Origin of the sequence: Streptomyces sp. NPDC127595, assembly GCF_042671685.1 — a bacterium.
Taxonomy (GTDB): Bacteria; Actinomycetota; Actinomycetes; order Streptomycetales; family Streptomycetaceae; genus Streptomyces.
Genome location: NZ_JBHXWK010000013.1, coordinates 114,126 through 127,977, shown reverse-complemented (window position 1 = coordinate 127,977; position 13,852 = coordinate 114,126). Strand labels below are relative to the sequence as shown.

10 protein-coding genes are annotated in these 13,852 nt (G+C 70.4%); 7 read left to right on the top strand and 3 right to left on the bottom strand.

The genetic code is table 11. The features are described from left to right. Positions 1 to 320 precede the first annotated feature (320 nt). Entirely contained in the window at positions 321 to 3,458 is a 3,138-nt protein-coding gene (gene ileS, locus ACFVKT_RS33315) for an isoleucine--tRNA ligase (protein WP_385738509.1), read from the bottom strand. 606 nt (positions 3,459 to 4,064) lie between these two features. Here ileS and ACFVKT_RS33310 point away from each other — a divergent pair. The 6 genes from ACFVKT_RS33310 (at position 4,065) to ACFVKT_RS33285 (ending at position 10,254) form a co-directional block, all read left to right on the top strand. Further along, positions 4,065 to 5,174, top strand: a complete 1,110-nt coding sequence (locus ACFVKT_RS33310; RefSeq protein ID WP_385738507.1) for a TraR/DksA family transcriptional regulator — start codon at positions 4,065 to 4,067, stop codon at positions 5,172 to 5,174. An 88-nt stretch (positions 5,175 to 5,262) separates the two neighbouring features. Continuing rightward, positions 5,263 to 5,973, top strand: coding sequence for a signal peptidase II (gene lspA / locus ACFVKT_RS33305; RefSeq protein WP_385738505.1), 711 nt, complete (start codon positions 5,263 to 5,265; stop codon positions 5,971 to 5,973). A 313-nt stretch (positions 5,974 to 6,286) separates the two neighbouring features. Next, the gene (locus ACFVKT_RS33300; RefSeq protein ID WP_385738503.1) at positions 6,287 to 7,231 is read left to right on the top strand and encodes an RluA family pseudouridine synthase; all 945 of its coding nucleotides are present in this window, start codon (positions 6,287 to 6,289) and stop codon (positions 7,229 to 7,231) included. Continuing rightward, positions 7,228 to 7,695, top strand: coding sequence for a GNAT family N-acetyltransferase (locus ACFVKT_RS33295; RefSeq protein ID WP_385738501.1), 468 nt, complete (start codon positions 7,228 to 7,230; stop codon positions 7,693 to 7,695). The genes ACFVKT_RS33300 and ACFVKT_RS33295 overlap by 4 nt, the downstream gene beginning before the upstream one ends. 106 nt (positions 7,696 to 7,801) lie before the next feature. After that, positions 7,802 to 9,388, top strand: coding sequence for a Na+/H+ antiporter (locus ACFVKT_RS33290; protein ID WP_385738499.1), 1,587 nt, complete (start codon positions 7,802 to 7,804; stop codon positions 9,386 to 9,388). A 125-nt stretch (positions 9,389 to 9,513) separates the two neighbouring features. Then, entirely contained in the window at positions 9,514 to 10,254 is a 741-nt protein-coding gene (locus ACFVKT_RS33285) for an SDR family NAD(P)-dependent oxidoreductase (RefSeq protein ID WP_385738497.1), read from the top strand. Between the two features lie 12 nt (positions 10,255 to 10,266). On the opposite strand, the gene ACFVKT_RS33280 is transcribed toward ACFVKT_RS33285, so the two are convergent. After that, entirely contained in the window at positions 10,267 to 11,382 is a 1,116-nt protein-coding gene (locus ACFVKT_RS33280; protein ID WP_385738495.1) for a mechanosensitive ion channel family protein, read from the bottom strand. 122 nt (positions 11,383 to 11,504) lie between these two features. Here ACFVKT_RS33280 and ACFVKT_RS33275 point away from each other — a divergent pair, with 122 nt between their 5' ends. Continuing rightward, the gene (locus tag ACFVKT_RS33275) at positions 11,505 to 12,074 is read left to right on the top strand and encodes a dienelactone hydrolase family protein (protein ID WP_385738493.1); all 570 of its coding nucleotides are present in this window, start codon (positions 11,505 to 11,507) and stop codon (positions 12,072 to 12,074) included. A gap of 16 nt (positions 12,075 to 12,090) precedes the next feature. On the opposite strand, the gene ACFVKT_RS33270 is transcribed toward ACFVKT_RS33275, so the two are convergent. Beyond that, complete coding sequence (locus ACFVKT_RS33270) at positions 12,091 to 13,761, bottom strand: alkaline phosphatase D family protein (RefSeq protein ID WP_385738491.1); 1,671 nt, start codon at positions 13,759 to 13,761, stop codon at positions 12,091 to 12,093. Positions 13,762 to 13,852 lie beyond the last annotated feature (91 nt).

Below are 13,852 nucleotides of genomic sequence, written 5' to 3'. Positions count from 1 at the left end.
GCGTGGGGGGTTGTTCGCCCCCTCCGCCCCTGCCCGTCCCGGATCCGGGGGCTGCCGCCCCCAGACCCCCGCTGTCGGCCTGGACGGCCTCGTCCTCAAACGCCGGACGGGCTGAAGATCCCTCGCCCGGCCGGGGCTGAAGAGTGCCGCCCTCACGGGTGGGTGGGGGATCGGGATGGCACTGGCTCGTCCTCCAGCCCGGACGGGCTGAAACCTCCAGCCCGGACGGGCTGAAACCTCCAGCGCCGGACGGGATGGAGACCTCCAGCCCGTCCGGCGCTGGGAGATCTCTCCAGCTCCCGACGGGCTAGGACCCCCTCTTATGCCTTGCGGAGGCGGAAGGTCAGGGACAGGGGCTCGTCGGTGAACGGGGTGCCGTAGGTGTCGTCCGCCTCGCCCTGGGCGAAGTCTGTGGCGAGGACCTCGTCGGCGATGAGGGTGGAGTGCTCGGCGAGTGCGGCGATGACCTTCGGGTCCGTGGAGGTCCAGCGGAGCGCGATGCGGTCGGCGACGTCGAGGCCGCTGTTCTTGCGGGCCTCCTGGATCAGGCGGATCGCGTCACGGGCGAGGCCCGCCTGGCGCAGTTCCTCGGTGATCTCCAGGTCGAGGGCGACGGTCGCGCCGGAGTCCGAGGCGACGGACCAGCCTTCGCGGGGGGTCTCTGTGATGATCACCTCATCGGGGGCCAGCGTCACCGTCTCGCCGTCGACCTGGACCGAGGCGGTGCCCGTGCGCAGGGCGAGGGAGAGCGCGGCGGCATCGGCCTCCGCGACGGCCTTCGCCACCGCCTGGACGCCCTTGCCGAAGCGCTTGCCCAGGGCGCGGAAGTTCGCCTTGGCCGTGGTGTCGACCAGGGAGCCGCCGACCTCGGAGAGGGAGGCGAGCGAGGAGACGTTCAGCTCCTCGGTGATCTGGGCGTGGAGCTCGGGGGAGAGGGAGTCGAAGCCCGTTGCCGCTACCAAGGCGCGGGACAGCGGCTGGCGGGTCTTGACACCCGACTCCGCGCGCGTGGCGCGGCCCAGCTCCACGAGACGGCGTACGAGCACCATCTGCCTGGACAGTTCCGGGTCGATGACGGACAGGTCCGCCTCGGGCCAGGAGGACAGGTGTACGGACTCGGGGGCACCCGGCGTGACCGGCACCACCAGGTCCTGCCAGACCCGCTCGGTGATGAACGGGGTCAGCGGGGCCATCAGGCGCGTGACCGTCTCGACGACCTCGTGCAGGGTGCGCAGCGCCGCCTTGTCGCCCTGCCAGAAGCGGCGACGCGAGCGGCGTACATACCAGTTGGACAGGTCGTCGACGAAGGCGGAGAGGAGTTTGCCGGCGCGCTGGGTGTCGTACGACTCCAGGGCCTGTGTCACCTGGTCGGTGAGCGCGTGGAGTTCGGACAGGAGCCAGCGGTCCAGGACCGGGCGGTCGGCCGGGGCCGGATCCGCCTCGCTCGGCGCCCAGCCGGACGTCCGCGCGTACAGGGCCTGGAAGGCGACCGTGTTCCAGTACGTGAGGAGCGTCTTGCGGACGACCTCCTGGATGGTGCCGTGGCCCACGCGGCGGGCGGACCAGGGGGAGCCGCCGGCCGCCATGAACCAGCGGACCGCGTCGGCGCCGTGCTGGTCCATCAGCGGGATCGGCTGCAGGATGTTGCCCAGGTGCTTGGACATCTTGCGGCCGTCCTCGGCGAGGATGTGGCCCAGGCAGACCACGTTCTCGTACGACGACTTGTCGAAGACCAGGGTGCCGACGGCCATCAGCGTGTAGAACCAGCCGCGGGTCTGGTCGATTGCCTCCGAGATGAACTGCGCCGGGTAGCGGGACTCGAACAGGTCCTTGTTCTTGTACGGGTAGCCCCACTGCGCGAACGGCATCGAACCCGAGTCGTACCAGGCGTCGATGACCTCCGGCACGCGGGTCGCCGTTTCGGCGCACCGGGGGCAGGGGAACGTGACCGCGTCGATGAACGGGCGGTGCGGGTCAAGCTCCGACTGGTCGGTGCCGGTCAGCTCGGTGAGCTCCGCGCGGGAGCCCACGACGGTGAGGTGGTCCTCCGTGCAGCGCCAGATCGGCAGCGGGGTGCCCCAGTAGCGGCTGCGGGACAGCGCCCAGTCGATGTTGTTGTTCAGCCAGTCGCCGTACCTGCCGTGCTTGACGGTGTCCGGGAACCAGTTGGTGTTCTCGTTCTCCTGGAGGAGGCGGTCCTTGACGGCCGTGGTGCGGATGTACCAGGAGGGCTGCGCGTAGTAGAGGAGCGCGGTGTGGCAGCGCCAGCAGTGCGGGTAGCTGTGCTCGTACGGCACGTGCTTGAAGAGCAGACCGCGGTCCTTGAGGTCCTCGGTGAGCTTTTCGTCCGCCTTCTTGAAGAAGACGCCGCCCACCAGCGGCACGTCCTCGGCGAAGGTGCCGTTCGGACGGACCGGGTTCACGACCGGCAGGCCGTACGCGCGGCAGACCTTGAGGTCCTCCTCACCGAAAGCGGGGGACTGGTGGACCAGGCCCGTACCGTCCTCGGTCGTCACGTACTCCGCGTTCACCACGTAGTGGGCGGGCTCCGGGAACTCCACGAGCTCGAACGGACGTTGATACGTCCAGCGCTCCATCTCGGCGCCGGTGAAGGTCTCGCCGGTGGTCTCCCAGCCCTCGCCGAGCGTCTTGGCCAGCAGCGGCTCGGCGACGACGAGCTGCTCCTCGCCGTCGGTCGCGACGACGTAGGTGACGTCGGGGCGCGCGGCGACCGCGGTGTTGGAGACCAGCGTCCACGGGGTCGTCGTCCAGACCAGGAGCGCGGCGCGGCCGGCGAGCGGACCGGAGGTGAGCGGGAAACGGACGTACACGGAGGGGTCGACGATCGTCTCGTAACCCTGCGCCAGCTCGTGGTCCGACAGGCCCGTCTCGTCGCGCGGGCACCACGGGGCGACGCGGTAGTCCTGGACCAGCAGACCCTTGTTGAAGATCTCCTTGAGCGACCACCAGACCGAGTCGATGTACTCGGGGTCCATCGTGCGGTAGGGGTCATTGAGGTCCGCCCAGTAACCCATGCGGGTCGTGAGCTCCTCGAAGGCGTCGGTGTGGCGGGTCACGGACTCGCGGCACCTGGCGTTGAACTCGGCGATGCCGTACGCCTCGATGTCCTGCTTGCCGTTGAAGCCGAGTTCCTTCTCGACGGCCAGCTCGACGGGGAGGCCATGGCAGTCCCAGCCGGCCTTGCGGGCCACGTGATAGCCGCGCATGGTGCGGAAGCGCGGGAAGACGTCCTTGAAGACGCGCGCCTCGATGTGGTGGGCTCCCGGCATGCCGTTCGCGGTGGGCGGGCCCTCGTAGAACACCCATTCGGGGCGGCCCTCGGACTGCTCAAGGCTCTTGGCGAAGATCTTCTGCTCGCGCCACAGGTCGAGCACGGCGTGCTCGAGGGCGGGCAGGTCGACCTGGGCGGGCACCTGGCGGTACGTCGGCGCTGTCATCAGCGAGCTTCCTCCAACGGACTTGCTGCCTTCCGTCGGAGGGACGAGAGCCTGTACGGCTGCCTAGCAGCCGCTGCGGACGCCGTGTGCGGCGCGCTCCCGCGGTACCACCCTCCTTGGCCCTCCGGTGCTCTGTGTGCACCGGTGAGCCCCCTCATTGGGGTCGCGATACCGGGTCTACTGGCCTTGGCAGCTGGGCTGCGGCTTTCTTCCGGCGGCTCCGGGGTGATCTTCGCGTCGCGCTCGCCCCCGGGCTTCCACCGCCCCCGGGTCGCTCCTGGCCGCTTACGCCGCTACTCGTCCCCATCCATGCTTCTCGCTCCGCCCAGTGTACGGCGCCGCGAGGACAGTGCCCGACCGGTTTTCCGGGGAGGCCCGGTGGCCTGCGCAGTGACCCGAATGGCGAGGTGTCGACGTCCGGATCCTGGGACGCCGGACTCGGCGGATTACCGGGCGGGGAGCTGGGCACAACGCTTGAAGGCTTGTCGTGCGGGACCCGCGGGGCGGGCGAATCGCTGGTGTGCTGCGTTGCCGCGGGCCGGAAGTCGATTTATCGTCCCAGCACGATTCGCGAGCAAGATCACAATATGTGAAGGGGCCGCGGCCATGGTGGCGAAGAAGACCGCCGTACAGCAGTCGGCGTCCGGCAGATCCACGGGTCCGGCGGCCAAGGATGTGAGTGGGAAGAAGAGCGCGCAGGCGGCGCCGGCGGAAGGCGGGAGCACCGGCTCCAAGCCGGTGAAGAACGCTTCCAAGAGGGCTGCCAAGGCGGGCGAGGCGTCCCGGACGTCCACGGCGTCCGAGGTGGCGGCCGGGGCGACCGGGAAGTCGGCTGCTTCCAAGGGGGCCGCTTCCAAGGCGTCCGCTTCGAAGGCGGCTGCTTCGAAAACAGCTGCCCCGAAGGCGGCTGCTTCGAAGACGGGGGTCAAGAAGGCTTCGGCCAAGAAGACCGCTGCCAAGAAGGCGGTGGCCAAGAAGGCCGTCGGGAAGAAGGCCGCGGTGGCGGAGGCCGCTCCGGAGGAGTCTGCGCCTGCGAAGGGCGGTACGACGAAGAGGGCCGGTGCGAAGCGCGCCGCCAAGAAGAGCACCAGCAGCACCAGCAGCACGCGCAGCACGGGCCGTACGAGCAGCACGGGCAGTACGAGCAGTACGAGCAGTACGGCGAAGAAGGCGGTCGCGTCCGCGGCCCAGGGCGCGGCCCAGGCCGCGAAGACGACGGGAGCCACGACGGTGGTTGCGAAGAAGACTCCTGGAACGGCCACGGCGGCCAAGAAGCCCCGCGCGGTCCCCAAGGCACGGGTCTCCGCGGTGGTGGAGCCCGGTGAACTCGCGGTGCGCCCCGGCGAGGACCCCTGGACCCCGGACGAGGTCGCGGAGGCACGCGCGGAGCTCCAGTCCGAGGCGCTGCGGCTGAGCTCCGAGATCTCCTCGTCCGAGGAGGCGCTCGCGGGCCTGATGAGGGACTCCGGGGACGGTGCGGGCGACGACCAGGCGGACACCGGTACGAAGAACATCACCCGTGAGTCGGAGATGGCGCTCAACGCCAACGCGCGCGAGATGCTGGAGCAGACCCAGCGGGCGCTGGAGCGCCTCGACGCGGGCACGTACGGACTCTGTGAGAACTGCGGCAACCCCATCGGCAAGGCGCGCATGCAGGCCTTCCCGCGCGCCACCCTGTGTGTCGAGTGCAAGCAGAAGCAGGAGCGCCGCTACTGATCGGCGCGGGAGGGCTCCTGAGCACGTGGGCGTCAGAGGGCGTGTCGTACCCTCGTCCTCAGTCAGGAACCTAGGTTGAGGGACTCACGTGGCAGAGGCGGAGCGCATCATCGGTACGCCGGACATCCCAGGCGCGGCGGGGTCCGGGCCGGAGCAGTCCGACGAGAACGCGGCGTCGGGCGACCGGTCCGGCTCGGACGGGTCGGCCCAGGGCGAGTCGGCCACGGACGGGCGCTCCGGCGTGGACGAGAGCGGGAGTCCTGCCGAGGGTTCCGGCCCGGGTGACAGTGAGGTCCCGGCCGAGCGGCCGAAGGGCAAGCGGCGGATCGCCGTCCTGTTCACGGTCGCCGCCCTGGCGTACGTCCTCGACCTCGTCAGCAAGATGATCGTGGTCGCGAAGCTGGAGCACCACGACTCGATCGAGATCATCGGGGACTGGCTGAAGTTCGAGGCGATCCGCAACGCGGGCGCGGCCTTCGGGCTCGGCGAGGCCTTCACCATCATCTTCACGGTGATCGCGGCGGCCGTGATCGTGGTGATCGCCCGGCTCGCGCGCAAGCTGTACAGCCTGCCCTGGGCGATCGCGCTCGGCCTGCTGCTTGGCGGCGCGCTCGGGAACCTGACCGACCGGATCTTCCGCTCGCCGGGCGTCTTCGAGGGGGCGGTCGTCGACTTCATCGCGCCCAAGCATTTCGCGGTCTTCAACCTGGCCGACTCGGCGATCGTCTGCGGCGGCATCCTGATCGTGCTGCTGTCCTTCCGCGGTCTCGACCCGGACGGGACCGTCCACAAGGACTGAGCGCGGTCTGCGGGGCGGTCCATGGACTGAGGCCGGTCTGCGGGGCGTCCACCAGGACTGAGTGCGGTCCGCAGGGGACCGGCCACCAGGACTGAGTGCGGTCCGCAGGGGACCGGCCACCAGGACTGAGTGCGGTCCGCAGGAGACCGGCCACCAGGACTGAGTGCGGTCCGCAGGAGACCGGCCACCAGGACTGAGTGCGGTCCGCAGGAGACCGGCCACCAGGACTGAGCGCGGGCTGCGAGGCCGTTCAAGGGCACTGATGTTCGGGCTGTGGTCGGGCGGTGTCGGACCCGTCCGGCATACTCGACGAGTGAGCACCGTTCCCGAGATCCGCAACCTGCCCGTGCCCGACGGCCTGGAGGGCGAGCGCGTCGACGCCGCCATCTCCCGCATGTTCGGCTTCTCCCGCACGAAGGCGGCCGAGCTCGCCGCCGCGGGGAAGGTCACGGTCGACGGCTCGGTGGTCGGCAAGTCCGAGCGGGTGCACGGCGGCGCCTGGCTGGAAGTGGAGATGCCGCAGGCTCCCGCGCCCGTGCAGATCGTGGCCGAGCCCGTCGAGGGCATGGAGATCGTTCACGATGACGACGACATCGTCGTGATCATGAAGCCGGTCGGCGTCGCCGCACATCCGAGCCCCGGCTGGACCGGGACCACCGTCATCGGCGGCCTCGCCGCCGCGGGCTACCGGATCTCGACCTCCGGTGCCGCCGAGCGCCAGGGCATCGTGCACCGGCTCGACGTCGGCACCTCGGGCCTGATGGCCGTGGCCAAGTCGGAGCGCGCGTACACCTCGCTGAAGCGCCAGTTCAAGGAGCGCGTCGTCGACAAGCGCTACCACTCGCTGGTCCAGGGCCACCCGGACCCGATGAGCGGCACGATCGACGCCCCGATCGGGCGCCACCCGAACCACGACTACAAGTGGGCGGTGACGGCGGAGGGCAAGCCCTCGGTCACGCACTACGACCTCATCGAGGCGTTCCGCGCCGCCAGCCTCCTCGACATCAAGCTGGAGACGGGACGTACGCACCAGATCCGCGTGCACATGTCCGCGCACCGGCATCCCTGTGTCGGCGACCTGACGTACGGCGCGGACCCGACGCTCGCCAAGCGGCTCGGTCTCACCCGGCAGTGGCTGCACGCGGTGCGGCTCGGCTTCGAGCACCCCGGTGACGGCCAGTGGGTGGAGTTCGAGAGCGGCTACCCCGAGGACCTGCAGATGGCGCTCGACAAGGTGCGTGAGGAGAGCTACGCGTGAGTGCCGCCTACCAGGTGTGGGTCGCCGAGGACGCCTCCGATCGCGAGGCGTGCTTCGCGGTGCGCAAGGACGTCTTCGTCGGTGAGCAGGGCGTGCCCGAGGACATCGAGTATGACGCGTACGACGACGGGGCACTGCATGTGCTGGCCGTCCGTGCGGACGGGGTGCCGCTCGGTACCGGACGCCTGCTGTTCGGCGAAGCCGCCGCCGCGAAGACCGACGGGGACCTGACGGTCGGCTCGCTCGGGCGGCTCGCGGTGACGCGGGAGGCGCGCGGGCTCGGCGTCGGCGCCGGGCTCGTACGCGCCATCGAGGACGCGGCACGCGCGCGTGGACTGGCCGCGGTGGATCTGCACGCGCAGACGCATGCCCTGGGTTTCTACGAGCGGCTCGGGTACGTGGCGTACGGTGCGGAGTTCCCGGACGCCGGCATCGCGCACCGGGCGATGCGCAAAACGCTCTGAGGCGGGGCCGAGAGGCTGTCGCCGACGCTTTGTCGTAGGCGCGTGGCACGCTGGGGTCTGGATCTTCCCTGATCGTGATCGCCCAGACCCTGCCGGAGCGTTGACCGTGGATCAGCTGGCCCTGTTGTTCGCGCTGTTGCTCGGGGCCGTGCTGAGTGTCCCGGTGGGGGACCGGCTGGGGCTGCCTGCGCCGGTGCTGATGACGCTTCTCGGGATCGTCCTCGCCGTGCTGGACTTCGTGCCCAATGTGGACATCCCGCCGGACCTGATCCTGCCCGCGCTGCTGCCGCCCCTGCTCTACGCCTCCGTGCGGCGCACGTCGTGGAGACAGTTCGCGGCCAACAAACGCCCGATCTTCCTGCTGGCCGTGGCGCTGGTCTTCGTCACCACCGCGGCGGTGGCCACGGTCGCGAGCGCGATCGTGCCCGGGCTGCCGGTCGCCGCCGCCGTCGCGCTCGGCGCCCTCGTGGCACCGCCCGACCCGGTCGCGGCGACCGCCGTCGCGGGACAACTCGGGCTGCCGCGAAGGCTGGTGTCGACCCTGGAGGGCGAGGGTCTCTTCAACGACGTGACGGCCATCGTGCTGTACCACGTCGCCATCGCCGCAGCCGTCAGCGGGACCTTCTCGCCCTGGCGGGCCGGCCTCGACTTCGTGCTGTCCGCCGTCATCGCGCTCGCCGTAGGGCTCGCCCTCGGCTGGGGCACGAACAAGCTGATGGGCCTGCTCGACGACCCCACCCTGCACATCGGTCTGACCCTGCTGGTGCCGTTCGCCTCCTACGTACTGGCCGAGGAGCTGCGCGGCTCCGGGGTGCTCGCGGTACTCGTCACGGCGTTGTTCCTCGCGGAGTTCGCCACCGATGCCGACGACGTCATGATCCGGCTCGCCGGGCAGTCGTTCTGGGACGTGGTGGACACCTTGGTCACCGGGGTCGCGTTCGGGCTGATCGGACTCGAACTGCACAACGCGATCAGGACGGCGTCGGGGCGGTGGGGGGAGATGCTGGGCTGGGCCGCGGCCATCGTCGGCGTCGTCGTGTTCGTACGCCTCGCGTGGCTGTTGCCGGCGACCTGGCTGACGCGGCGGCTGCACGCCAAGCGGGACTACGACGAGGACATCCCGATCTCCTGGCGGGAGACCGTCGTGATGTGGTGGGCGGGGATGCGAGGGGTCGCCTCCGTGGCCCTCGCCCTGGCGATCCCGCTGAAGACGGACGACGGGTCGGCCTTCCCCGACCGGGACGAGATCGTGTTCATCGCGTTCGGCGTGATCATGGCGACGCTCGTGGTGCAGGGGCTGACGCTGCCCTGGCTCGTCAAGAGGCTCGGCGTGCGCGCCGACACCAAGGCCGAGAAGGCCTTCGAGAGAGAGCTCGCGGTACGGGCCGCGAAGGCGGCGCGCGGGAAGCTGAAGGAGATCGAGGCGGAGGAGGAGCTGCCGGACGAGGTGTCCGAGCAACTGCGGCGGCGGGCGCTCGACATCGGACTGCGGATCAGCCCGGACCTGGGCGAGGGAGAGCGGCGGGAGGGGCATGAGCAACGGGTGCGGCGTATCAAGCGGTTCCGCCGGATCCAGGGCGAGATGATGAGCGCGGCCCGGCACGAGGTGCTGTCCGCACGGAGCGAACCGGGGGCGGATCCGGAGATCGTGGACCGGGTACTGCGGCACCTGGATGTGCGCAGCCTGCGGTGACACTGCGTTGGGCTTGAGCGGATTCTCTCCCACCCGCGCACCGCCCGCTTCTGCCCTTATGACAAGTTCATGTCTCCTGTGGGGGATCCGCGTCGTCGGCGGCTGCGGGTTCGTACGATCTGATCATGGCGCGCAATGTGGTGATCAGCGGTGGGGGTACGGGAATTGGGCTCGCGGCGGCGCAGGTGTTCGCCTCGGACGGGGACCGGGTGCTCTTGCTCGGGCGACGGGCCGATGTGCTGGAGAAGGCCGCGGTGCCGGGGGCGCTCACCTTTGCGGCCGACCTGACTGATCCGGACAGCGTGCGCGGCGTCACCGAGTTCGTGGCCGCCGAGCTCGGCACCGTGGACGTACTGATTCACAGTGCCGGTGGCAACGGGAGCCTGGAACCCAGGGTCGACAGCGAAGACCCGCTCGAAGCCGTCGCGCACAACTGGACCGTCAACTTCAGGCTCAACACGCTGACCGCAGTGCTGCTCACCGAGGCCCTGCGGGAGCGGCTGGCCTCGCCCGGCGGGCGGGTGCTGTTCCTCAGCTCCATCGCCGCCTACCGGGGTTCCGGGAGCGGCGCGTACGCGGCGTCGAAGGCCGCGCTGCATCCGTACGCCTTCGATCTGGCACGGGAGTTGGGGCCACGCGGGATCACCGTGAACGTGGTGGCGCCCGGCTATGTCGAGGACACCGGGTTCTTCGGCGGGGAGATCGAGGGGGCGCGGCGGGACCGGCTCGTCGGGGAGACCTCGACGGGGCGTGCGGGGACGCCAGGGGACATCGCGGCGACACTGCACTGGCTGGCGTCGCCGGGCGCCGGACATGTCACCGCACAGGTCGTACAGGTCAACGGGGGTGCGGAGCGCGGGCATTGAGCCCCCAGGGTGTCAGCCTCTGCCCGGGCCCGTCCTCGGGGGCTCGGTGGCCCGGTCGCGGTTCGGGCGCGGGGATGTGCCGTTGGTGTGGCCCGGGGGGAGGGTCGCGTCTGCCGTGTTGACGCGGGGGAGGGCGTAGGGGTGTTGCTCGGTGAGCCAGCGGATCATCTGTTCGCGGACCGTGACCCGTACCGTCCAGATGTCGTCCGCGTCCTTCGCGGTGACCAGGGCGCGTACTTCCATGGTGTTGGGCGTCGAGTCCGTGACGGCCAGTCCGTAGTCGCGGCCGTCCCAGGCCGGGCACTCGCGCAGGATGTCCCGGAGCTGCTCGCGCATCGCCTCCACGGGGGCGGAGTGGTCGAGCTGGAAGAAGATGATGCCGGTCATCTGGGTGCTGCCGCGCGACCAGTTCTCGAAGGGCTTGGAGACGAAGTACGAGACCGGCATCGTGATCCGGCGTTCGTCCCAGGTCCGTACCGTCAGGAACGTCAGTGTGATCTCGTCGACCGTGCCCCACTCGCCGTCCACCACGACCGTGTCGCCGAGGCGCACCATGTCGCCGAAGGCGATCTGCAGCCCCGCGAACATGTTGGCGAGCGTCGACTGGGCGGCGACACCGGCGACGATGCCGAGGATGCCCGCCGAGGCCAGCAGGGAGGCACCGGCCGCGCGCATCGCCGGGAACGTCAGCAACATCGCGGCGACCGCCACCACGCCCACGATCGCGGAGACCACGCGCTGGATCAGTGTCACCTGCGTCCGCACCCGGCGGACCCGCGCCGGATCGCGGTGGGCGTGCGCGTAGCGCGAGTACGAGGTCTCGACGATCGCCGCCGCGATCCGCACGATCAGCCAGGCGGTCGACCCGATCAGGATCAGCGACAGGATCCGGCCGATGGCGGTCGAGTGCTCGCGGGCGAGCTCCGCCTGGGCGTACGAGCCTCTCAGCAGAGCCACGCACAGCACGAGCTGGAAGGGGATACGGGCACGGCGGAGCAGGCCCCACAGCCCGGTCTCGTCGTGCCGGGCGTCGGCCCGTCGCAGCGCGATGTCCACGGCCCACCCGATGAGCAGCGTGAGCACGACCGAGCCGCCGAGGACGATCAGAGGGCGCAGTACGTTCTCCATGCCTGAGACCGTAACCGGCCCGAGGGGCTCATGAACATGTGTACTTGGCCGGGTCCGGGGTACCGCGGCCTCGCTCCCGGCCTGATCAGGCGTTGTCAGTGGGGGCTGGCACCATGGGGCTCATGAACATCATGCTCTTTCACTCGACCTACGGGCTCCGGCCGGCGGTGCACGCAGCGGCCGACCGGCTGCGTGCGGCGGGCCACGAGGTGTGGACCCCCGACCTCTTCGAGGGACGCACCTTCGAGACCGTGGAGGAGGGCATGGCCTTCAATGACGGGATCGGCAAGGACGAGTTGCTCAGACGGGCGGTCCTGGCCGCGGCGCCCTACTCGGACCGCGGAGTGGTGTACGCGGGATTCTCGCTCGGCGCCTCCATCGCGCAGACCCTCGCGCTCGGCGACGAGAAGGCCCGCGGACTGCTGCTTCTGCACGGCACGTCGGACATCGCGGAGAGCGCGTCGGTGGACGAGCTGTCCGTCCAGCTCCATGTCGCCGAGCCCGACGCCTTCGAGACGGACGACTGGCTGAGCTCCTGGTACTTGCAGATGCGCAGAGCCGGGGCCGATGTGGAGGTCTATCGGTACGCGGGTGCCGGGCACCTGTACACCGACCCCGACCTGCCGGACTACGACGCGGAGGCCGCCGAGGCCACCTGGAAGGTGGCGCTCGGCTTCCTCGACAGCCTGTAACCACTCATGGTGACCCTCACACCGGGTCGTATGTCCGCTCCACCTTCTGCGTGCCGCTGCGCGTGCGGTACGAACGGGCCCAGGACGAGGTCGCGTCCGCCTTCGTGCGGTCGGAGAGCACGTAGTAGTCCATCTGCGCGCGGTCGGCGGTGATGTCCAGGACGCCGTAGCCGTGGCGGTCGGTGTCGACCCAGTGGACGTGCCGGTTGGCGAGGCGGATGACCGGCTCGGCGATGGCCGAGACGGAGCCCTCGGAGACCTTGAGTATGTCGTCGAGGTTGTCGGAGGTGACCGAGGTGACGACGAACTCGGTGGCGGCGGAGGCGGAGAGCGGGTACGTACCGGCGTCGACCGGCACGTCGTTCGCCCAGGCCATGTGGATGTCGCCGGTCAGGAAGACGGTGTTGCGTATCGCGTTGGACCGCAGGTGGGCCAGGATCTCGCGGCGGTCGTCCGTGTAGCCGTCCCACTGGTCGGTGTTGAGGGCCAGGCCCTCTTTGGGGAGGCCGAGCAGCTCGGCGAGCGGCTTGAGGAGGTCGGCGGCGAGCGAGCCGATGGCGAAGGGCGAGATCATCACCGAGTTGCCGACCAGACGCCAGGTGGTGTCCGAGGCCTTGAGCCCCGACTTCAGCCAGTCGAGCTGGGCCCGGCCGGTGAGCGTACGGTTCGGGTCGTCGACCGAGCCGCTGCCGACGGCCGCCTGCTGGGAGCGGAACGAGCGCAGGTCCAGCAGGGACAGGTCGGCGAGCTTGCCGAAGCGGAGGCGGCGGTAGGTGGTGCCCGCGATCGCCGGGCGGACCGGCATCCACTCGAAGTAGGCCTGCTTCGCGGCGGCCTGACGTGCCGTCCAGGTGCCCTCGGCGCCCTCGGTGTGGTTCTGCGCGCCGCCCGACCAGGCGTCGTTGGCGAACTCGTGGTCGTCCCAGATGGCGACGACCGGGGCCGCGGCATGCAGAGCCTGGAGGTCGGGGTCCGTCTTGTAACGCCCGTGCCGGGTGCGGTAGTCGGCGAGGGTGGTGATCTCGCCCGCGGGGGCGTGCGGGCGTACGACCGTGTCGCGGGTGCCGTAGTCGCCGGACGCGTACTCGTAGATGTAGTCGCCGAGGTGCAGCCAGGCGTCCAGGTCGCCGCGCGCCGCGAGATGGCGGTACGAGGAGAAGTAGCCCGCCTCCCAGTTGGCACAGGAGACGACGCCGAAGCGCAGGCCGGTCACGGCGGCGTCGGCTGCCGGGGCGGTGCGGGTGCGGGCGGCGGGCGAGTCGGTGCCGCCGGCGGAGAAGCGGAACCAGTAGTCGGTGGCCGGCCGCAGGCCGCGGATGTCCGCCTTCACGGTGTGGTCGGAGGCGGCCGACACGGTGGTGGAACCCTTGGCGACGATCGAGCCGAACGCCTTGTCGGTGGCGACGGTCCAGCTCACCTCGGTGTCCGGGCCGAGCCCGGAGCCGGGTGTCGCCTCGGCGGAGGGCGTCACCCGGGTCCACAGCAGAATGCCGTCGGGCAGCGGATCGCCGGAGGCGACCCCGTGCAGGAAGGCCGGGGCCTCGGTGGCGGCGCGGGCCGGGAGAGAGGCCGCGAGCGGAGCCGCGAGGACGGCGGTGGCGGCCGCGGCCTTCACGACCGTACGGCGGCGCGGGGCGCGGGAGTTGACGGCGCCCGAGGAGTCGGATGATCTGAAGCGACTGGTCACGAGCGAGCAGGTTACCGACCGGTACAGGCAAGAGCGGGCGAACTCCGAAAAGTTCGCCCGCTCTTCGACTGCTGGACCCGTCCGGTGACCT